The following is a 19,003-nucleotide window of genomic DNA, read 5'->3' as shown; positions in this document are numbered from 1 at the left end:
GCAAATCAGGCTGCGTTTGCAGCCTGATTTTAACGTCTCGCCGTGGTTTTTATGGTGTTAATTGCCTAAAAAACGCCCCGACTCACAAATCGGGAAGATAAAAACAATCCCTCATTGCCTGTCTGACGTTATGCGTTATGTTGATTTTTAGTTTCTCAAATGTAACTAGAGGTTAACAATAATGTCTAAAAAATTACGTCTGTCTCTGATTGCTGCTTCTGTACTGATGTCTTCCTCCGCAATGTCTGCCCTGCCGCAGGGCTATCCTGCGGATTACCAAAAAGTCGTCGATGCCGCGACCAAAGAAGGCAAAGTGGTGGTGTATTCCACCACCGACACCAAAGCTGCCGGCCCGCTGATCCAGGGTTTTGAGGCCACTTATCCGGGCATTAAAGTGGAATATAACGACATGAACAGCACCGAGCTGTACAACCGTTATATCAGCGAACAGGCGGCGGGCGGCACCAGCGGCGACGTGGTCTGGAGCTCTTCCATGGACACCGCGCTGAAGCTGGCGACTGATTACGCGCAGGAATACAAATCGCCTGAACAAGGCCAGTTGCCGAAATGGGCGGTGTGGAAAGACAAAGCCTACGGCACGACCTATGAACCGGTGGTGTTTATTTATAACAAACGCCTGATCCCGGCCGGTGATGTACCGGATTCCCACGCCGCGCTGGCAAAACTCATCGCCAGCCAGACCGAGAAGTTCAACAAAAAGGTCACCACTTACGATATCGAGAAATCCGGTCTTGGCTTCATGCTTTCCGTGCAGGATTTCAAAGCCGATCCGAACTATTTCAAAACGCTGGCTGACGTCGCCAAAGGCGGTTTAGCAGTGCAGTCTTCCACCGGCACCATGATGGAAAGGGTGTCTTCCGGTGAAAACCTGATTGGTTTTAACATTCTCGGTTCCTACGCCGAAGCCCGCGCCAAAACCGATCCGTCGCTCGGCATTTCCTATCCGAAGGATTACACCCTGGTGCTTTCGCGCGTTTCCTTCATCAGCCAGCAGGCCAAAAATGACAACGCCGCCAAACTGTGGCTGGACTACGTGTTGTCTGAAAAAGGGCAAACCATTCTGGCAAATCAGGCCGACATTCCGTCAATCCGCAACGATATCGAAGGTAAAAACGACATCGACGGCCTGACCAAACTGCTAGGCAATGCGCTCAAGCCAATCCCGGTCGATGAAACCCTGCTCGAATACCTGCAACAGAAAAAGCGTCTGGATTACATCAAAGAGTGGCGCGCCGCAGCACAAAAATAAGACTCACGGAGGCGTCCGCGCCTCCTGTTCTCTTACCTGATTTCGCTGTTCAGGGTTCCTAACCGAAGGGAAGTAACATGAATGCATTGCGCAGAAAGTGGCAAAGCTTGCCGCGTGGCATTGTGGTGCTGATAACCGCGCTGGTTATCTACATTCCGTTGTCGTTCATCGTGATACAAAGTTTTCTCTCCGCTCCGTTCTTTTCCCCGTCAAAAGAGTGGAGCCTCGAGTCTTTCGGATTCATTTTCACCGATCCGGATTTTTATAAGGCGCTGAGAAGCGGCTTTATTCTGGCCTTCGGGCTGGTGGTGATCGCCATTCCGCTCGGCGGTATTCTGGCGTTCCTGATGGTGCGCACCGATTTGCCGGGCCGCCGCGTGATTGAACCGCTGATCCTGGTGCCGATTTTCGTCTCGCCGATGGTATTAGGTTTCGGTTACGTCGTCGCCGCCGGGCCGGTCGGGTTCTTCTCGCTGTGGGCGCAGTCGCTGATCGGGTTTGTGCCGTGGAACATCTACGACATGTCGAGCATCGTGGTGATTGCCGGGCTGACGCACGTTCCGCACGCTTATCTGTACATCTCCTCGGCGCTGCGCAGCGTGGGTTCGGATGTGGAAGAAGCCGCGCGAACCGCCGGTGCCTCGCCGCTTCAGGTCATGACCGCCGTCAGTCTGCCGATGGTGCGTCCTTCCATTTTATACGCCACCGTATTGCTGTTTTTCCTCGGGCTGGAAGTCTTTGGGCTGATGCTGGTTCTCGGCGACCCGGAAGGCAACATGGTGCTGGCAACTTACCTGTATCAGCTGACCAACAAACTCGGGACGCCGTCTTATCATCTGATGGCCGCCGTCGCGGTGGTGCTGATTTGTATCACCATTCCGCTGGTGATGTTGCAGCGCCGCCTGATGCGAACGGCGAACCGCTTCGTGACCGTCAAAGGCAAAGCCTCTCAGGCGCGGGCGTTGCCGCTCGGGAAATGGCGCTGGGTGGCCGGTGCGGTGGTGGCGTTCTGGCTGACCGTCACTATTGGTGTGCCGCTGCTCGGCGTGATGCTTCGCGCGTTTATTTCTAACTGGGGCGTCGGTGTTTCCCTGTGGGATGAGCTGTCGTTCAACACCTTCCGCACGATCTGGGAACAGCCGAACCTGCTGCGCGCGATCGTCAACTCGATGGCAATTGGTGTCATCGGTGGTGCGCTGGCGGTGGCCTGTTATCTGTTTATCGGCATTGCGATGCACCGCAAACCGGACGGCGTCACGCGTTTCCTCGATTACAGCGTACTGGTACCGCGTGCGGTGCCGGGCTTGCTGGCCGGTCTGGCTTTTTTGTGGGTATTTCTGTTCCTGCCGATGTGGTTGGATAACGCGCTCAAATCCGGCTGGCTTTCCGGGATGCCGTGGTCGCAATGGCTGCGCGACAACCTGGTGGTCTGGCTGCGTTCCCTGCGCAGTACCATTTTCAGCGTCTGGCTGGCCTACACCGTGGTGTGGATGGCGTACGGTCTGCGGCTGATCTCCTCCACGCTGTTGCAGGTCGGCCCTGAACTGGAAGAAGCGGCGCGCAGCACCGGCGCAACGCGCGGGCAGATTACCCGCCACGTCACTATCCCGTTGTCGCGCTACGGCCTGATTGGCTCGTGGTTGCTGATGTTCCTGATTTTCGAGCGCGAATATTCCACCGGTGTGTACCTCTTATCGCCGGGTACAGAAACCATCGGCTCAATGCTGGTTTCCCTGTGGGCGGCGGGTGCGATAGACATCGTTGCCGCGCTCTCCTTTATTAACATCCTGCTGGTGGTGTTAGGTCTGGGTATTGCCCTTCGTTTTGGAGTCAAATTACATGATTGAATTATCGGTCGAGAATCTGCACTTAACCTACGGCGACAACCCGGTGCTCAAAGGCGTGTCGATGGATCTCAAGCGCGGGGAAGTGGTGTCGTTGCTCGGGCCTTCCGGCAGTGGCAAAACCACGTTATTGCGCGCCGTTGCCGGGCTGGAAAAACCGGTCAAAGGCACTATCGTCATTGGCAAAAACAAGGTTTACGACGGCACACCGCGCAGCGAAGTTCCGGCAGAAGAACGTAATCTCGGGCTGGTGTTCCAGTCTTACGCGTTGTGGCCGCACAAAACCGTATTTGAGAACGTGGCATATCCGCTGAAACTGCGCAAAGTTTCTGCCGAAGAAATCACTCAGCGTGTGCAGGATGTGCTGAATCAGCTCGGGCTGGGGCATCTGGGCAAACGCCATCCGCATCAGCTTTCCGGCGGACAGCAGCAACGCGTGGCGATTGGCCGGGCGCTGGTCTACAACCCGCCGGTGATTTTGCTCGATGAGCCGCTCTCCAACCTGGATGCCAAACTTCGCGAAGAAGCCCGCGTGTTCCTGCGTGAGCTGATCATCAAGCTGGGGCTGTCGGCGCTGATGGTCACGCACGATCAGAACGAAGCGATGGCAATTTCCGACCGCATTCTGCTGCTCAATAACGGCAAAATTGAGCAACAGGGCACGCCGCAGGAAATGTACGGTTCGCCAAAAACCTTGTTTACCGCGGAATTTATGGGCAGCAATAACCGCCTGCACGGGAAAATCACTGAAGTCCGCGACGGCAAAGCGCGGATCGAAGGCAGCGGCTGGACGCTGTGGGGGCAGGCGGGCGACGGCGTGCAAGCCGGTCAGGAAGGCACGGCGGTGATCCGCGTTGAGCGCGTGGTGCTGGCGGAGGGGCCGGGCGATAATCAGCTGGAATTACCGCTGCTCACCAGCATGTACCTCGGCGACCGCTGGGAGTATCTGTTCCGCACGTCCGGCGATGATTTTGTGATCCGTGCGTACGGCGCTGATGTGCGCGATCCGCAGCATTGTCATCTGTCTTTGCCGGAGCAACATGTGTGGATCTTCCCTAAACAACAGGGAAGCACTCAGGGCGCTTGACACAAACAAGGGGAATCGACAGATTGGTTCCCCTTGTTTGTTTAAAACGGTTTTTCCATGACTCAGATTTCATCTTCCACCGCTAACAGCACCTTAAAAATTGTCAGCCTGGCCGACGTTCCTCAGTATCTGGACGTCGTGACCGAATACCTTCACGGCGAATGGTCTGACTTTCCTCACTGGGCCCAGAAAGAGTATATCCGCCAGCGGCTTATACAGCGGATGAACAGTCGCGGACGCCAGTGTGTGCTGATTGCGCTTGATGAAAATGAGCAGGTTGTGGGCACGGCGGGCGTGATGCGTTACGAACTCAGCGATGTCGCGGAACGCAAATACTGGCTGGGCGAAGTGTTTACGCCGCGTCATCTGCGCGGAAAAGGGATTGGTACGGCGCTGGTTAAAGCCTGTATCAGCCGCTCGCGCGATGCCGGGCTGGAAACGCTCTGGCTGTACACGCCGGATCAGCAGGGGCTGTACGGGCGTCTTGGCTGGCAGGAAGTGGAAAACCGCGAAGTCGATAATGAACAGGTCACCGTGATGCAGCGTTCGCTCCGCTGAAGCTATTCATGCTCTTCCATTCAGGGGAACCGCGTCCTGCGGTTTCCTGAAATATTTCTGTCATTTCTTGCGCGTAAAATTCTGCTTCTTATCCAAATAATGCAGAATAATCATGATATTAACTTCTCATTCACGTATTGGTAAAATACCTTTCAACAGATTATTTCGATCTGTTTTCACAAAGCGTCCGCGGGGAATACTTTTCGGGGTAATTTGCGTTATCGCCCTGTTTTCTGCTTTACAGATTTTCTCCACCGTTGTGCTCACTAATATTCTTCAGGACGCGCGCAATAACGTTATTGCGACCGAAAACCTGCGTCAGCAACAGGCGGTGATGGATAAAGCCCGCATGGAGCTGCTGATGGCCAGTGACAAACTCAACCGCGCAGGCATTTATTACATGCAGGATAAAGAAACCGGTTCTGACGGCAGCTGGCACAGCCTGATGCAGGAGTCGCTGGATTCCCTGACCGCCTCGCAAAAAGCGTTTGCCCGTTTCGACGGCATGACGAAGAACGCCGACAAAGCCACCGCCGAGCTTAAAGCCAGCTACCAGATGTTCTTTGACGGGCTGCGCGAACAGTCGGACGGTCTGCAAAAAAACAACACCATTGATTCCTTCTTTGAAGTGCCGATTCAGGCATTTCAGGATGATTTCAGCCAGAAGTATTACGCCTATCTGGAGGTCAATGAACACACGGCGGTGTCGCTCAGCGACCGTTTGCTCAGCTCGCTGACGCAGGCAAAAACCTTATTTATGGGCGCGCTGGTCATTCTGGCGGTGATCGCCGTTCTGGTCTGGCGCGGCGTCACGGCCTGGATAATCCGCCCGCTGCAACGGATGATCGGGCATATCAGCGTGCTGGCCGCCGGGGATTTATCCCGCGACGTCGAAGACGATCATTCGCGTGTGATTGAAATGCGCGAACTGGGCGTAAGCCTGCGCAACATGCAGCGCGGCCTGCAAAAGCTGGTCAGTGAAGTGCGCGATGCGTCCTCGCACATCATGCTTAACATCAACCAGATGGCGAAAGGTAATGAAGAACTTTCCGCGCAGGCGGCCATTCAGAGCGAAGAACTGAAAGCGGCGACCGAACACATCACCCATCTGAATGAGCGGGTCAAAGAAAATGCCCTGCACGCGCAGCAGGCCAGTAAACGCGCCGAACAGGCAAAAGGCGTGGCGACGCGCGGCGGCGAAGTCATGGGGCAGGTGGACACGGCGATGAAAGAGATTGTCAGCCAGTCGAAGGAAATGAGTAGCATCGTGTCGATGATCGACAGCGTGGCGTTCCAGACCAACATTCTTGCGCTGAATGCGGCCATCGAAGCAGCGCATGCCGGGCAGCACGGGCGCGGCTTTGCGGTGGTGGCAAAAGAAATCGGCCTGCTGGCGCAAAAAAGCAGCCATTCCACACGCGGCATTCATCAGCTGATTGACGATTCCGTAGAGCAAATCGGACGCGGATCGGCGTCTGTCAGCGTTCTGAGCCAGAGCCTGGAGGAGATTATCAACATCTTCAACGGCCTGAGCGCGCTGGTGAATGAAATTTCAGAAGCGACGTTGTATCAGGGGCAAAGTGTTCACGATGTCTCCGAACGGATCACCGCGCTCAACCATGTGACGCTGCAAAACGGCAAACTGGCCGATCACGCGGCGGCATCTTCCCAGCAATTACTCGACCAGTCACAGCGGCTGGAAAGGGCGGTGGCGCGTTTCGGGCTGGCAGCGGCGTAAGTAAAGATTAGCTTTTATGCCAGACCAGCATGCTGCCTTCGCTGTGCCCGGTGACCGGATCGGTCGCCGGCAGCGGCACGGCTTTGACCGCCTTAGTGCGTGCGGCCAGCAGCGGCAGTTCGTCATGACATAAATCGGCTTTAATGTCCGGTGGATAAGCGCCGACCAGCATAAAATCCTCGTCGGCGGAAATCTGTTTATGGCCGATACCGGCGGGAAGTAACAGGACGTCGCCGACTTTCACGTCAATAATCTTGCCGTGTTCGCCGCCGAGTTGCAGCTTGGCCGTGCCGGAAAAAACGCCCAGCGCTTCATGCGTATTTGAGTGGAAATGCGTGAATGTATAAACCGGATAACGCCACTGCGGCGGCCAGCCGTTGGAGCGGAAAAGGTGTTCAAGATAATCGGCGTTATCGACGGCATCGGGTGGGATCACGCGATGATAAATCAGCACCGGTAAGGAATTATTGGGTACGCCGCCATCGGGTTTATCAATCAGCAATGTGTCCATCGCAACCTCTCTGGGATCCGCAAAGCCTAAACGGGGGATCGGCAACAGGGCCATCAAACCCAGCAAAGTCACAAACCGGCGTCGGTCCAAATGCATCAGGAATAGCTCCTTGTCGCGCAATCAAAGACTTACATCATTCATGTATAGATCATAAATGGCGGGCTGGCCTCTTTTTCCGCGCCATTTTTTTGCCCGCCGGAAAACGGTTAAATTCGCCACTACAGTTATCAGAAAAAACTTAAAAACTGTAGCAATCAACAAATATAAGTCATATTGGCTGGCTATATCGGCCATCTCTTCTAGTCTTAACAATACAAAAAAGACCTCAGGAGGAGATGTTATGAATAAGAAAATGTTAATTATGGTTGCTACAGCAGTTTCTGTACTGGCAGGGTGTCAGACTTACGATCGTGCAGCGAGTTACGTGAAAGAACCTGTCGTCAGCGACGTTAAAGTCGGCATGACCAAATCTCAGGTTCGTGCTATTGCAGGGCCACCGTCAACGGAAGCGACGTTGGTGCACGCGAAAGGGACTTGTCAGACTTACGCTGTCGCCCCGCGTGATGGTAAAGCGCAGACTTACTTCGTCAGCTTCAACGATACCGGTCATGTCATGAATAAAGGCTATCAGTCTTGTTCAGACTACGACAAAGATCCGCAGGCGGGTCAGTAATACGGTCTGGCTTCTCCTCCGGCTAAGGGGGAGAAGCCTCATTCTCAGGCTTTCTCTGTCACAATCCTCACACCGACTTTACTCACCTGATTCCCGTCCATTTCTGCAATCGTCCACGTCAGCCCGTCCCATTCAATATGGTCACCGATGACCGGTTCGCCACCCAGCAGGCGGATAACAAAGTGTCCCAGCGTTTGTGACTGGTCAACGGAATCTTCCAGGTTCAGGCCATACAGTTGTGAAATTGCATCCAGCGGCGCATCGGCCTGCAAAATGAAATCCCCGAAGAAACGATCGTCGAGCACGACTTTATTGCTGTCGCTGAACAATTTACCCAGTTCCGGCAAATCCTTTTCCTGACCGATGACGCACAGAATATCGCCTTCCTTGAGCCGCGTGCTGCCGGTCGGATGCAACATTTCCTTACCGCGGAACAGCGCCGCAATCCGCGTCGCCTGCGGCATTTGCAGGTCACGCAGAGCCGCGCCGACGCACCATTTGTCGGAGCCGAGCTGATACACAAACTGTTCCCAGTCGTTATAAACGTCGATATCCAGCCCGACGCGGGAAATCGGCGTCGGCTGCGGTGGCACCAGCACTTTGGCTTTTTTGGCCGCAAAGCCCAGAGATGTGCCCTGAAGCAACAGCGATACCAGCACGATAAAGAACGCGACATTGAAATACAGCGTGGCGTTCGGCAGGCCAGCCATCATCGGGAAAACCGCCAGAATGATCGGCACCGCGCCGCGCAGGCCGACCCAGGAGATAAAGAAACGCTCGCGCAGGGTGAAGTTTTTGAACGGGATCAGGCTGACAAACACCGACAGCGGGCGGGCCAGCAGGATCATCCACAGGGAAAGCGCCAGCGCTGCGAGGGCGATAGGCAGCAAGTCGCTCGGCGTCAGCAACAGGCCAAGTACCAGGAACATCCCGATCTGGCTCAGCCACGCCAGCCCGTCGAAGGTCTGCAAAATGCCGTGACGGTTGCGGACCGGCATATTGCCCAGCATCAGGCCGCACAGATAGACCGCCAGAATGCCGCTGCCTTCAAGCGCCATGGTGGCCGCATAAACCAGCAAGCCGCCGCTGAACGCCAGCAACGGATAGAGCCCGGCCGCCAGCGTAATCTTGTTGATGAGTTTATGCAGCAGCCAGCCGCCGCCAACGCCAAACACAATGCCGAGGCCAAACTGGCGCACGACGTCCACGACAAACATCAGGCTCAGCCCGTGTTCACCTTTGGAAATCATGTCGATAAGCGTGATGGTCAGGAAGACAGCCATCGGGTCATTGCTGCCGGATTCAATTTCTAAGGTGGCGCTGACGCGTTCGTTCAGGCCTTTTCCGCCGATCAGCGAAAACACCGCCGCCGCATCGGTGGAGCCGATAATCGCGCCAATCAGTAAACCCTGCATCAGATTGATGTGGAACAGCCAGGCGGCCGCCAGCCCGGTCAGCCCGGCGGTAATCAGCACACCGACTGTTGCCAGCGATAGCGCGGGCCAGAGGGCGACGCGAAAGGAGGAGGAGCGGGTGCGCATTCCGCCATCGAGCAAAATCACCGCCAGCGCCAGGTTACTGACCAGATACGCGGCCGGATAATTATCAAAGGCAATGCCACCGATCCCGTCGACGCCGGCCAGCATGCCGATCGCCAGGAAAATGACCAAAATAGGGATACCGAGCTTCGAAGAGAACGAACTGAGCAAAATGCTCGCTGCAACTAACAGGGCGCCAATAAAGAAAAGGGTATTAATCGTGCTGGCGTCCAAGAGAGATCTCCTTGTAAAGCTTTAAGGGCGCGGGGGAAGTGCGGTTGAGTCATCAATGACAACAGGTCTAATTTATCAGGAAAATGAGCGTCTTGCTGAGGTCATTTAGGATTTTTATTAGTTGCACTTAAGAATAAAAAACTATGCTTAAAGATGAGCAATGTCCATGAGTAGTGAACACAAAAGGAACTAAACATGAGTGAATATACCGGTGTACGCCGTGAGGTGCTGAAAGACGGTGCGATAAAACATGTGGTTATCCGCGATGCTGGCGGTACTGAACAGGCGATCGCAGCAAAAGATTACATTTCGCAAGGGATCCTGCCCGATCTGAATGAGTTGCCCGAAGTCAGTACGGACAACGAATTTCCGGTCGCCGGAAAAGGGTAAGCCCCCGCAGGGCACCTGCGGGGAAGGGGCTGTAGCCGGTTAAACCCCAAGCCGGTCGCGCAGTGAATAATAAGCAGCGCCGAGCATGGTAAACGGCACCTGGAGGTTGCGGCCACCGAAGAACGGCATGTGCGGCAGGCGGGCAAATGCGTCGAAACGTTCCGCATCGCCGCGCAGCACTTCGGTAATCAGCTTTCCGGCCAGATGCGTGAGCGTCACGCCGTGGCCGCTGTCGCCCTGCATATAGTAGATATTCTTTTCCAGCCGCCCGAACTGCGGCAGGCGGGAGAGTGTGAGCAGGAAATTGCCGCCCCAGCGGTAATCAATCTTCACACCTTTAAGCTGCGGGAACGTGCGGTTGAGCTTTGGCAGGATCACCGAATCAATGTTCGGCGGATTCTTACCGCCGTAAGTCACGCCCCCGCCGTACAGCATGCGGTTATCGGCAGTAAGACGGAAATAGTCGAGCAGATAGTTACAGTCTTCCACGCAATAATTATTCGGCAGCAGCGACAGCGCCATATCATCGGACAACGGTTCAGTGGCAACAATCTGCGAACCGCACGGCATGCTCAGGCGCGTCAGGCGCGGTGCAAGTTGCTGGCTCAGGTACGCATTGCCCGCCAGAATCACATATTTCGCTTTAACCGTGCCTTTCGCCGTATGCGCGATGGCCGGTTCGCCGTGCTCGATGCGCGTGACCGCCGAGCCTTCAAAAATGCGTCCGCCGTGACGGCGTATCGCTTCGGCCTCGCCCAGCACCAGATTGAGCGGATGAATATGCCCGCCATTTTTATCCAGCAGCCCCCCGACATAACGGTCGGTGGCGATTTCGCGGCGAACCGCGCTCTCATCGAGCAGCGTCAGTTCGGTATGGCCGTAGCGGTTCCAGAGTTTTTGCTGGTCACGCAATTTATTGAGCTGTCTTGTGCTCAGCGCCGCAAAAATACAGCCGGGGCGGTAATCGCAGTCAATCGCGTACTGATCAATGCGCTGGCGGATGATATTGGCGCCTTCAAACATCATGCTGCCGAGCATGTCGGCGGTCTGGCGGCCATAGCGGTCTTCAATCACATCGATATCGCGGCTGTAAGAATTGACCACCTGACCGCCGTTGCGCCCGCTGGCGCCCCAGCCGACGCGCGCGGCTTCCAGCACCACCACGTCGTAACCGGCTTCGCACAGATATAACGCTGAAGAGATGCCGGTATAACCGGCACCGACAATACAAACGTCGCACTCAATATTGTCATTAAGCTCAGGCCACGGCGCGTGAGCGTTGACAGAACTGGCGTAATAGCTGTCGGTGTGAGGCGCACCGGCAGCGCGGGGACTTCCTGTTTGAGCACTCATGATGACATCCTTCTTTGGGTTCCCGTCGTCAGGCCCAGAACGCTGACAACTAGAAGGTATTAGGGGTATGTGCGCTGACTATCCTGCAAATCCGCGTCGAATTATTACTGAAACTGTGTGGGTTCGCGGTGTTAATGGCATAGCTTTGGCCCGCGCGCAGCGGGTAGCTCTGACCGTTGATGGTTAAGATGATTTCTCCTTCGAGCAGGGTGCCGACTTCCTCTCCCTGATGTTTAATTTTGTCGCCCGTTGTGCTGCCGGGTTGATAGGTTTCAAGCAGCATGGCGACCGCGTGGTTTGGCGTGCCGTTATGCACCATTCGCATGGAAACACCCCGGCTGCCGATCTCAATCAAATCTGCCGCATTAATGACGATTCTCGGTTCGTCACTTTTGCGTTCTTCGGCGAAAAACTCCGATAACGACAGCCCGTAAACCCGCAATAACTTTTGCAACGTACTGACGGCGGGGCTGACTTTGTCCTGTTCGATGGTACTGATGGCGCTGTGCGTCAGGCCAGACAACTCGGCGGCTTTACGTTGTGACATGCCCAGTTGCTGACGAATTTCAGAAAGCCGGCGACCAGGCGCCAGACTGACTTCGCTCATCCCTTTATTCCTCTTGTGCGCTCCGGGCCTGATGGCCTTTGCGACACGCCGCGATAAAAGCGTTAAACAGCTGACGGGAAACGGGATCCGTCAGGCTGTGCCATTCCGGATGCCACTGCACACCCAACGCAAACGGGTGACCGCGGACACTCACGGCTTCCACCAGATTGTCCGGCGCACGGGCTTCGACAGCCAGTTCTGCGCCCAGACGTTTCGCTCCCTGACCGTGCAGGGAATTCACCTGAAATTGCTGATAGTCGGGTAATAATTCTGAAAGTAAGCCGCCCGGTTCGATAAATACCGGATGCGCGGGATCGTACTGCGCGTCATGCGGCAATGACGTGTCTTCGCGGTGGTCCATAAAGCCGGGTTCTTCCTGCACCTTGCGGTACAAACTGCCGCCGGTCGCGACCACCAGCTCCTGCAAACCACGGCACGCGGCAAACAGCGGAATTTTTTTATCCAGCGTGGCGCGAATTAGCTGCAAACTCAGACGGTCGCGGCCCGGATCGGCCAGCGCTTCAACACCTTCTTCACCGTACTGATGCGGCTCAATATTGCTCGGGCTGCCGGTGAGGAAAATGCCGTCCAGACCGCGCAGGATCTGGTCTATCGCCCCGTCGCGTGCCGCCAGTTCGTGTGGCAGGCAAACGGGCAGGGCGTCGGCGTTAAAAATAGCGTCCAGATACTTCTCGTGGACGGTGAGCGCCGGGTTTTCATCCACCGTGTTTTCGCACATCACAACCCCAATGACCGGTCTGTAGCTTGTCTGTTTTCCTGCGGATGCCGTGGAAAATATATTGCCCATAATACCGCCTCTTTGAGTTGATGAATGTGTCGCCAGCGCGTGCCTCCCCGCACGCAAAGGGTCGTTATCTGTCAATAATAATGAACTCCTGTTGAACAATTTAGCAGCGCACAGATGGCTTTTCAAACTGATATGTTGCGTGATTGTAGGTGTTGCAAATAATTAATGTTACAGCTAGGGTTAATCATATGGCCTATATTTTGAGCACCCCGTGAGGATCCTGACTAATGAGAAGACTGCGTTGAACAGCACAATGAAACGGTAACGCATAACCGGCAGGCATCATGGTGGTGCCATTGACGCCGGAAACCAGCAAATGGCGGAAAACCTATGCAAACGACTGAACTGATGAACGATATTAAGAAAGAGATTAGCGAGAATGAGCCCTTTGCTAAGCCGGTGGAAGAGCGAAGTAGCGCGTTCCAGGATGAAGTATCTCAATACCTGGAGCGTCACCCGCTTACCCTGCACGTCGACGTCCTGCTCACCGATCTCAATGGTTCCTTCCGCGGCAAACGCATTCCTGTCTCCGCCCTGCGCAAACTCGAAAAAGGCTGCTATTTCCCGGCATCGGTCTTCGCCATGGACATTCTCGGTAATGTTGTGGAAGACGCCGGTTTAGGCCAGGAACTGGGCGAACCCGACCGCACCTGTATTCCCGTTCCCGGCACGTTAACGCCTTCGGCTTCTGACCCCGAACACATCGGCCAGCTGCTTCTCACCATGCTTGACGAAGATGGCACTCCCTTTAACGTTGAACCACGCAATGTGCTGAACCATATCTGGCAAACATTGCGCCAGCGGGGCTTATTCCCGGTGGTAGCGGTAGAGCTGGAGTTCTATCTGCTCGACAGGCAGCGGGACGCGGAAGGCTATATTCAGCCGCCGTGTACGCCCGGCACGCAGGAACGTAGCCTGCATACGCAGGTTTATTCCGTCGATAATCTTGATCACTTTGCCGGTGTGCTCAGTGATATTGACCGTCTGGCGCACATCCAGGGTTTACCGGCGGATGGCGCGGTGGCGGAGTCCTCTCCGGGACAATTCGAAATCAATCTGCACCACAGCGAAAATATTCTGCGCGCCTGTGACCATGCCCTGATGCTTAAACGTCTGGTGCGGCTGGTGGCGGAAAATCATGAAATGGACGCCACTTTTATGGCGAAACCGTATGACGAATATGCGGGCAGCGGGATGCACATCCATCTCAGCGTGCTCGATGACAACGGCAAAAATCTGTTCGCCGACGCGAACGGTAAAGATTCCGCGCTGATGCAACGTTCGCTCGCCGGGATGATTGCCCTGATGCCCGCGTCGATGGCCGTTTTAGCGCCCAACGTGAATGCCTTCCGCCGCTTCCAGCCGGGCATGTATGTTCCGACGCAGGCGTCGTGGGGACACAATAACCGCACCGTCGCACTGCGCGTGCCGTGCAGCGGAACCGCCGATCACCGTGTGGAATACCGCGTGGCCGGTGCCGATGCTAACCCGTATTTGGTGGTCGCCACCGTGCTGGCCGGGATGCTTTACGGGCTGGATAACGATTTGCCGCTGCCCGAACCGGTAACGGGAAACGGTCTGGAGCAGGAAGGGATCCCGCTGCCAATCCGCCAGAGCGACGCGTTGTATGATTTTGATGATCAGCCAGCGCTGAAGAAAATCCTCGGCGAACGTTTCTCGCAGGTCTATCACGCCTGTAAATCTGACGAACTGTTGCAGTTCGAACGGCGCGTGACAGAAACAGAGATCGACTGGATGCTTAAAAACGCCTGATCCTCATCATCTCTGGCGTTGCACCGGCGCTGGCCGGGCAAGATGTTTAAAATCGGAAAAGATTTTGTAACTCACCGCCTCTGAATGTTGTCATTTATGCGTGATTTGTGCAAAATACGCAGCACTGCAGATAACCGACGCTTAAAGGCGCCGGTTATTTTTTTTGTATGTGCAGTACCCAAACTAATTCAACAGAGGCCGGACCCAGATCCGGATAGATAACAAGGTTCGTGTGCGACCCCAAATTAACAACGGTCGCCACTATGAGGAAATGTAACATGGGGCAATACTTCAAACCTGTACCGGTGCCCGCCGGTGCTTCTTTCAGCTGCGGCCACATTCGCACAGCCTTCACCTCCGTCATCAGCGATGTGAAGATCTACCCCCCGTTTACTGGTAATAACTCACGAAGTTTTCCCTGTACGTTGCTTTCAGAGGCGTTTAAACGCCCGGTGTCTGCAATTCAGGGAGGACTGAGCCATGTCTGCTAATACTTCTGCCGCTCCGGCGACTCAGCGCGTACAACTGCGTAAAACCCTGACGCTGGTTCAGGTTGTGATGATGGGTCTGGCCTATCTGCAACCGATGACCATTTTCGATACGTTCGGCATTGTGTCCGGCCTGACCGATGGTCACGTCGCGACGGCGTACATCTTTGCGCTGATCGCCGTGCTATTTACCGCCGTGAGCTACGGCAAACTGGTGCAGCGTTTCCCGTCTGCCGGTTCTGCTTACACTTACGCGCAAAAAGCCATCAGCCCGCACGTCGGCTTTATGGTCGGCTGGTCATCATTGCTGGACTACCTGTTCATGCCGATGATCAACATCCTGCTGGCGAAAATTTACCTGGAAGCCATCTTCCCGGGCGTGCCGTCGTGGATTTTCGTGACTGCACTGGTCGCGATGATGACCGCGTTCAACCTGCGTGGAATCAAAGTGGTGGCTAACCTCAACAGCATCATCGTTGTGGTACAGGTGGCAATCATGGTGGTGTTCCTGGGGCTGCTGGTCCGTGGCGTTTACATGGGCGAGGGCATGGGCACGCTGGCGACTACCAAGCCATTCTTCAGTGAGAATGCGCACGTGGTGCCGATGATCACCGGTGCGACAATTCTGTGCTTCTCGTTCCTGGGCTTCGACGGCATCAGCTCGTTGTCTGAAGAAACACCGAACGCGGGTAAAGTCATCCCGAAAGCGATTTTCCTGACTGCGCTGATTGGCGGCATCATCTTCGTTGTGGTGTCTTACTTCCTGCAGCTGTACTTCCCGGACATCTCGCGCTTTAAAGATCCCGACGCGTCACAACCTGAAATCATGCTGTACGTGGCGGGTAAATTCTTCCAGTCCGTCATCCTGTGCTTTAGCTGCGTCACCGTTCTGGCATCCGGCATGGCCGCGCACGCGGGCGTTTCCCGTCTGCTGTACGTGATGGGCCGTGACGGCGTATTCCCGGAGAAAGTGTTCGGTTACGTGCATCCGAAATGGCGTACCCCGACGTTCAACGTTCTGCTGGTCGGTGTTGTGGCGATGTCTGCCGTGACCTTTGATCTGGTGACCGCCACGGCGCTGATTAACTTCGGTGCGCTGGTGGCCTTCACCTTCGTGAACCTGTCGGTGATTTCCCAGTTCTATATCCGTGAGAAGCGTAACCGCACGCTGAAAGACCACGTCAACTACCTGATCCTGCCGGTAATTGGGGCGCTGACTGTGGGTGCGTTGTGGCTGAATCTGGAAGCAAGTTCAATGACGCTGGGCTTAGTCTGGGGCGCGATTGGCCTGGGATATCTGGCGTTCATCACCAATGCGTTCAGGAAACAGCCACCGCAGATGAGCGGGGAGATAGCGCCGGAGGCGTGATTTATAGCCCTTTGAAAAGGGCAGGAAACTTTCTTTGCAGAAAAGCCGCTGCAATGGCGACTTTTCAAATCTGATTGAGAATATTTCGGTTTCTTAATTGCAGTGATCACTTAACGCGGTGCGCCGAAACCGAGCAGAGAGGAAAATGCTTTTCCTCTCTGCACTCTCCTCGCTTTTTCAAACACGTGCCATGCATCCCGGCTATGTTTCAGCGGCTTCTGCTATTGCCGCAAAATCCCGCCGCTGCGCGGTGCCCTCCGGTCGGGTTACAACCCGCGCAAAAAGCCGCGCGGTTTTCCACCTCTCCCTCCGGCGTGATTTTTGAACGCGGCCACAGGCTCCTGGGTCACAACTTCACCCGCTCGGATCATTTCAAAAACCTAATACTGTGCTCAATCTACATTTGTTTTCAAAAATGCTGAGATGGCGCGATCAAAAAATCCTGCCGAACGGAGCGGCTTCGAGACCAAAGGCTCGAAGACCGAGTGAGGGCACCGCGCAGCGGCAGGGTTTTGCGCCACACGCGGAACTCGCAGAACACGTCCATCGGCCCAGCGATAGTGTGTGTTTGAAAAAGCGGGGGGAATGCAAAGGGGGAAAGCACTTCCCCCTTTGCTCGGTTTCGGCGCGAAAAGTCAGGCAATCGCAGATTTTGAGAAACCGAAATATTCTCGTTCAAATTTAAAAAGCCGCCATTGCAGCGGCTTCTGTACTCTACGAAGCTAACCGTTTCCCATATTCAAACAGCGCCTTGAGAAGCGCTATCTTCTCCGAATCCCCCTCATGCAAGTTATAGAGCGCCTCAAGCTCTAACGCATAATTCTGGAAACGCTCGTCAGTGAGCTTCGTCTGACGATGCAAGAGCCAGCGCTTTTGCTCGGCGTCTGTCAGCGTTGCGGGGTAATTGCGTGCGCGGAAACGGAACAACAGCGGTTCGATGCGCGAATCATTAAACGTCAGATCCAGCGCCGGAAGGTTTTCCGGGCGTGTCTCCAGGATAATTCGCATTGCGGCGCGATCCGCATCGCTGAAGAAGCCATCGTACAAACGGGCATCCACATCTTCTGAGGGCGTAAAGGGCTCGGCTTCGGCAAACATCGTCACCACTTTTTCACGCACCTGCGGGTTCTGGCGAAGTAACTGTAAATTCTCAAGACAACGCTGACGATCAATGCCCAGACGTTCGGCGTTTTCCGGTAACAGCGTTTTGGCCGGAGCCAGCACCGGACATTTATTGATGTGAACCAGTTTGATCGGCAGCGGAGATTGCCCGGCCTGCAAACTGTCGCGGCGGCTGTACAAGCGCTCGCGCATCTGGTCGGGGTCGAGATCTAACAGCGTGGACATATCGCCTGACAGATCGCACATGATCACGGCGTTTTTGTTTTCTGGATGCCAGGCCAGCGGCGCGACCCACGCGGTATTACCGCGCGCAGCACCAAACATGCCGGAGACATGCACCAGCGGCGCCATCGCCGGAATATCAATCAGCGTATTGAGTTTGTGCTTGCTGCGGTGCTCAAGCAGGAAGCTGAACAGACGCGGTTGCGCCTGTTTCACCAGTTTTGCCATCGCAATCGTGGCGTAAACATCGGCCATCGCGTCGTGGGCATTTTCATGTTCAATGCCGTTGGCTTTGGTCAGATGTTCAAGACGAAAACTCGGGAAACCGTCGTCGTTTTCCGGCCAGTTGATGCCTTCAGGGCGCAGCGCGTAACAGGCGCGCATCACATCCAGCAAATCCCAGCGGGAATTGCCGTTCTGCCAGCTGTAGGCGTACGGGTCATAAAAGTTGCGATAAAGGATATTACGGCTGACTTCGTCGTCGAAACGGATGTTGTTGTAGCCCACAATGCAGGTGCCCGGCACGCTAAACGCTTTGTGGATTTGCGCGGTAAACTCGGCTTCGATCACGCCACGTTCCAGCGCAATTTGCGGAGTAATTCCGGTGATCATCACCGCTTCCGGTTCTGGCAGATAATCATCAGAAGGGCGGCAATAAATCACTAACGGTTCTTCAATGATATTGAAATCTTCGTCAGTTCTCACCCCGGCAAACTGCGCCGGGCGATCCAGCGCCGGATTTTTACCGAATGTCTCGTAATCGTGAAAGTAGAAGGTAGGTTGTACTGGTTTGTCTGACATTGCTTTATCGCGCCTATATTCGTATGTATTTGTCTATTCAAACCAACGTGTTAACTACATTCTTTGTCTTAATTCGTCTTATTCCATCTTATAAAAACCAAATAAAACTAAGCGAGTCCAGTTGATCAATGGTACACATTGGGTTCAAAATTCATTTTTTCCTGTGTACAGAATATTATCATGGCTCTCAGCGATACTAAATTATGTTCACTTGCTGGTAAGCCGTACGCAAGGAGCCCAGAGCTTTCTTATGGTAACGGGCTTGGTGTAAGAATATCACCTCTCGGCACTATGGCCTTCCAGTTTCGCTATAGCTGGGAGGATAAAGCTCAGTGCATATCTCTTGGTAAGTATCCCGCAATCGGATTGAAAGATGCCAGAGCCCTTGTTGGCGAACTCCGCCTTCTATATTAAATGTTATTCTACTATTGGGACTGGCGTGTATAGAATTACCCATAAAGTACAATAAAAATTATTTTCTCTTTAGGCGGAATATTATCATGGTCCTCAATGATAATAAACGGTGTTCGTTATTGGACCCGTTGTGTTGATTAAGTATGAGACAATCTTAATTTTAATGTTTCTTATTTTTTGAATTATATAATAGACGTTATTAC

Annotated in this window: 16 protein-coding genes; 10 read left to right on the top strand and 6 right to left on the bottom strand. The window is 54.5% G+C overall.

Features of this window, described 5'->3' with window-relative positions; translation table 11 throughout:
* Positions 1-181: 181 nt before the first annotated feature.
* The 5 genes from J1782_RS09730 to J1782_RS09710 all read left to right on the top strand — a co-directional run bounded on the left by J1782_RS09730 (position 182) and on the right by J1782_RS09710 (position 6,497).
* Positions 182-1,270: an ABC transporter substrate-binding protein gene (locus J1782_RS09730; protein ID WP_152324115.1), complete on the top strand. Its 1,089-nt coding sequence runs from the start codon at positions 182-184 to the stop codon at positions 1,268-1,270.
* Between the two features lie 77 nt (positions 1,271-1,347).
* Positions 1,348-3,117: an iron ABC transporter permease gene (locus J1782_RS09725; protein WP_101075872.1), complete on the top strand. Its 1,770-nt coding sequence runs from the start codon at positions 1,348-1,350 to the stop codon at positions 3,115-3,117.
* Entirely contained in the window at positions 3,110-4,201 is a 1,092-nt protein-coding gene (locus J1782_RS09720) for an ABC transporter ATP-binding protein (protein ID WP_217153054.1), read from the top strand. The genes J1782_RS09725 and J1782_RS09720 overlap by 8 nt, the downstream gene beginning before the upstream one ends.
* 57 nt (positions 4,202-4,258) lie before the next feature.
* Positions 4,259-4,759 carry a GNAT family N-acetyltransferase gene (locus J1782_RS09715; protein ID WP_152324113.1) on the top strand — a complete coding sequence of 167 codons (501 nt, stop codon included), beginning with the start codon at positions 4,259-4,261 and terminating at the stop codon, positions 4,757-4,759.
* Positions 4,760-4,871: 112 nt separating this feature from the next.
* The gene (locus J1782_RS09710) at positions 4,872-6,497 is read left to right on the top strand and encodes a methyl-accepting chemotaxis protein (protein WP_217153053.1); all 1,626 of its coding nucleotides are present in this window, start codon (positions 4,872-4,874) and stop codon (positions 6,495-6,497) included.
* A 7-nt stretch (positions 6,498-6,504) separates the two neighbouring features.
* Here J1782_RS09710 and J1782_RS09705 read toward each other — a convergent pair whose 3' ends face one another.
* Positions 6,505-7,104 carry a cupin gene (locus tag J1782_RS09705; RefSeq protein ID WP_152324111.1) on the bottom strand — a complete coding sequence of 200 codons (600 nt, stop codon included), beginning with the start codon at positions 7,102-7,104 and terminating at the stop codon, positions 6,505-6,507.
* 244 nt (positions 7,105-7,348) lie between these two features.
* Between J1782_RS09705 and osmE the strand changes: the two genes are divergently transcribed.
* The gene (osmE, locus tag J1782_RS09700) at positions 7,349-7,681 is read left to right on the top strand and encodes an osmotically-inducible lipoprotein OsmE (RefSeq protein WP_152324110.1); all 333 of its coding nucleotides are present in this window, start codon (positions 7,349-7,351) and stop codon (positions 7,679-7,681) included.
* Between the two features lie 44 nt (positions 7,682-7,725).
* Here osmE and J1782_RS09695 read toward each other — a convergent pair whose 3' ends face one another.
* Positions 7,726-9,453: a potassium/proton antiporter gene (locus tag J1782_RS09695; RefSeq protein WP_217153052.1), complete on the bottom strand. Its 1,728-nt coding sequence runs from the start codon at positions 9,451-9,453 to the stop codon at positions 7,726-7,728.
* 195 nt (positions 9,454-9,648) lie between these two features.
* Here J1782_RS09695 and J1782_RS09690 point away from each other — a divergent pair, with 195 nt between their 5' ends.
* Positions 9,649-9,843, top strand: coding sequence for a hypothetical protein (locus J1782_RS09690; RefSeq protein WP_101075866.1), 195 nt, complete (start codon positions 9,649-9,651; stop codon positions 9,841-9,843).
* A gap of 39 nt (positions 9,844-9,882) precedes the next feature.
* Here the strand turns inward: J1782_RS09690 and J1782_RS09685 are convergent, their stop codons facing one another.
* From J1782_RS09685 to puuD, 3 genes are read right to left on the bottom strand one after another with little or no spacing between them, the layout of a single operon-like run.
* A complete protein-coding gene (locus tag J1782_RS09685) occupies positions 9,883-11,196 on the bottom strand; it encodes an FAD-binding oxidoreductase (protein WP_165058044.1) in 1,314 nt (437 codons plus the stop codon).
* 49 nt (positions 11,197-11,245) lie between these two features.
* A complete protein-coding gene (gene puuR / locus J1782_RS09680) occupies positions 11,246-11,803 on the bottom strand; it encodes an HTH-type transcriptional regulator PuuR (protein WP_152324107.1) in 558 nt (185 codons plus the stop codon).
* A 4-nt stretch (positions 11,804-11,807) separates the two neighbouring features.
* Positions 11,808-12,611, bottom strand: a complete 804-nt coding sequence (puuD, locus tag J1782_RS09675; protein ID WP_217153051.1) for a gamma-glutamyl-gamma-aminobutyrate hydrolase — start codon at positions 12,609-12,611, stop codon at positions 11,808-11,810.
* A 348-nt stretch (positions 12,612-12,959) separates the two neighbouring features.
* On the opposite strand from puuD, the gene J1782_RS09670 reads away from it, so the two are divergent.
* Together J1782_RS09670 and J1782_RS09665 are read left to right on the top strand one after the other, a co-directional pair.
* Positions 12,960-14,384: a glutamine synthetase family protein gene (locus tag J1782_RS09670; RefSeq protein ID WP_217153070.1), complete on the top strand. Its 1,425-nt coding sequence runs from the start codon at positions 12,960-12,962 to the stop codon at positions 14,382-14,384.
* Between the two features lie 480 nt (positions 14,385-14,864).
* Entirely contained in the window at positions 14,865-16,241 is a 1,377-nt protein-coding gene (locus J1782_RS09665; RefSeq protein WP_152324105.1) for an APC family permease, read from the top strand.
* Positions 16,242-16,955: 714 nt separating this feature from the next.
* Here the strand turns inward: J1782_RS09665 and sbcB are convergent.
* Positions 16,956-18,386 (bottom strand): exodeoxyribonuclease I, encoded by a 1,431-nt coding sequence (gene sbcB, locus J1782_RS09660; protein WP_217153050.1) that lies wholly within the window; start codon positions 18,384-18,386, stop codon positions 16,956-16,958.
* A 180-nt stretch (positions 18,387-18,566) separates the two neighbouring features.
* Here sbcB and J1782_RS09655 point away from each other — a divergent pair, with 180 nt between their 5' ends.
* Positions 18,567-18,800: an Arm DNA-binding domain-containing protein gene (locus tag J1782_RS09655; RefSeq protein WP_217153049.1), complete on the top strand. Its 234-nt coding sequence runs from the start codon at positions 18,567-18,569 to the stop codon at positions 18,798-18,800.
* The last annotated feature ends 203 nt before the right edge of the window (positions 18,801-19,003 follow it).

The sequence above is a fragment of the Rahnella sp. BCC 1045 genome (genome assembly GCF_019049615.1).
Taxonomy (GTDB): Bacteria; Pseudomonadota; Gammaproteobacteria; order Enterobacterales; family Enterobacteriaceae; genus Rahnella; species Rahnella contaminans.
The sequence above is the reverse complement of the archived record's forward strand: the minus strand, read 5'-3'. Positions and strand labels throughout refer to the sequence as shown.

Bases quoted from the DNA above. Each gene is read 5' to 3' on its own strand.
- J1782_RS09730 (WP_152324115.1), top strand. From the start codon at position 182: ATGTCTAAAAAATTACGTCTGTCTCTGATTGCTGCTTCTGTACTGATG.
- J1782_RS09725 (WP_101075872.1), top strand. From the start codon at position 1,348: ATGAATGCATTGCGCAGAAAGTGGCAAAGCTTGCCGCGTGGCATTGTG.
- J1782_RS09720 (WP_217153054.1), top strand. From the start codon at position 3,110: ATGATTGAATTATCGGTCGAGAATCTGCACTTAACCTACGGCGACAAC.
- J1782_RS09715 (WP_152324113.1), top strand. From the start codon at position 4,259: ATGACTCAGATTTCATCTTCCACCGCTAACAGCACCTTAAAAATTGTC.
- J1782_RS09710 (WP_217153053.1), top strand. From the start codon at position 4,872: ATGATATTAACTTCTCATTCACGTATTGGTAAAATACCTTTCAACAGA.
- J1782_RS09705 (WP_152324111.1), bottom strand. From the start codon at position 7,104: ATGCATTTGGACCGACGCCGGTTTGTGACTTTGCTGGGTTTGATGGCC.
- osmE (WP_152324110.1), top strand. From the start codon at position 7,349: ATGAATAAGAAAATGTTAATTATGGTTGCTACAGCAGTTTCTGTACTG.
- J1782_RS09690 (WP_101075866.1), top strand. From the start codon at position 9,649: ATGAGTGAATATACCGGTGTACGCCGTGAGGTGCTGAAAGACGGTGCG.
- J1782_RS09685 (WP_165058044.1), bottom strand. From the start codon at position 11,196: ATGAGTGCTCAAACAGGAAGTCCCCGCGCTGCCGGTGCGCCTCACACC.
- puuR (WP_152324107.1), bottom strand. From the start codon at position 11,803: ATGAGCGAAGTCAGTCTGGCGCCTGGTCGCCGGCTTTCTGAAATTCGT.
- puuD (WP_217153051.1), bottom strand. From the start codon at position 12,611: ATGGGCAATATATTTTCCACGGCATCCGCAGGAAAACAGACAAGCTAC.
- J1782_RS09670 (WP_217153070.1), top strand. From the start codon at position 12,960: ATGAACGATATTAAGAAAGAGATTAGCGAGAATGAGCCCTTTGCTAAG.
- J1782_RS09665 (WP_152324105.1), top strand. From the start codon at position 14,865: ATGTCTGCTAATACTTCTGCCGCTCCGGCGACTCAGCGCGTACAACTG.
- sbcB (WP_217153050.1), bottom strand. From the start codon at position 18,386: ATGTCAGACAAACCAGTACAACCTACCTTCTACTTTCACGATTACGAG.
- J1782_RS09655 (WP_217153049.1), top strand. From the start codon at position 18,567: ATGGCTCTCAGCGATACTAAATTATGTTCACTTGCTGGTAAGCCGTAC.